Here is a 512-nt window from a genome sequence, read left to right on the forward strand (position 1 = left end):
GCCTGAAGAATCAGGGCGTGCGGCTGGCGCTCGACGATTTCGGCACTGGCTACTCCTCGCTGGCGCACCTGCGCGCGCTGCCGTTCGACCGGATCAAGATCGACAAGAGCTTCGTCATCTCGCTCAACGAGAGCGCGGATTCGGCGGCGATCGTCAACGCGATCGTATCGCTGGGCGAAAGCCTCAATCTGCCGATCACCGCCGAGGGCGTGGAGGACGAGGCGATCGCGACGCGGCTCAAGGCGCTGGGCTGTGCCAAGGCGCAGGGCTGGCATTATGGCAAGCCGCTGTCGGTCAGCGGCGCGCGCCGCCTGCTCGCGGAGCGCCGGTTGCTGGTGCAAGCTCCGCCCGAGCCCACGATCGAGAGCGAACTGCCGATCCAGCGCCCGGACCGGATGGCGGGCTAAGCGCTAATTGCTCCCCTGCCGCGCAGGGAGGTGGCAGCGCGAAGCGCTGGCGGAGGGGGCGTAGCTGCGATCAGCGATATGCCGGGGGCATATCGCAGCAGCGGA

Annotated in this window: 1 protein-coding gene; it reads left to right on the top strand. The window is 68.2% G+C overall.

Going from position 1 to position 512, the window contains the following annotated elements; all coding sequences use genetic code 11:
- Nucleotides 1-407, top strand: a 407-nt coding sequence (locus tag AX681_RS10515) for an EAL domain-containing protein (RefSeq protein ID WP_156456073.1), incomplete at its 5' end; no start/stop codon positions are given.
- Nucleotides 408-512 lie beyond the last annotated feature (105 nt).

It is taken from the genome of Sphingomonas sp. CCH9-E2 (genome assembly GCF_001557215.1).
GTDB lineage: Bacteria > Pseudomonadota > Alphaproteobacteria > Sphingomonadales > Sphingomonadaceae > Sphingomonas.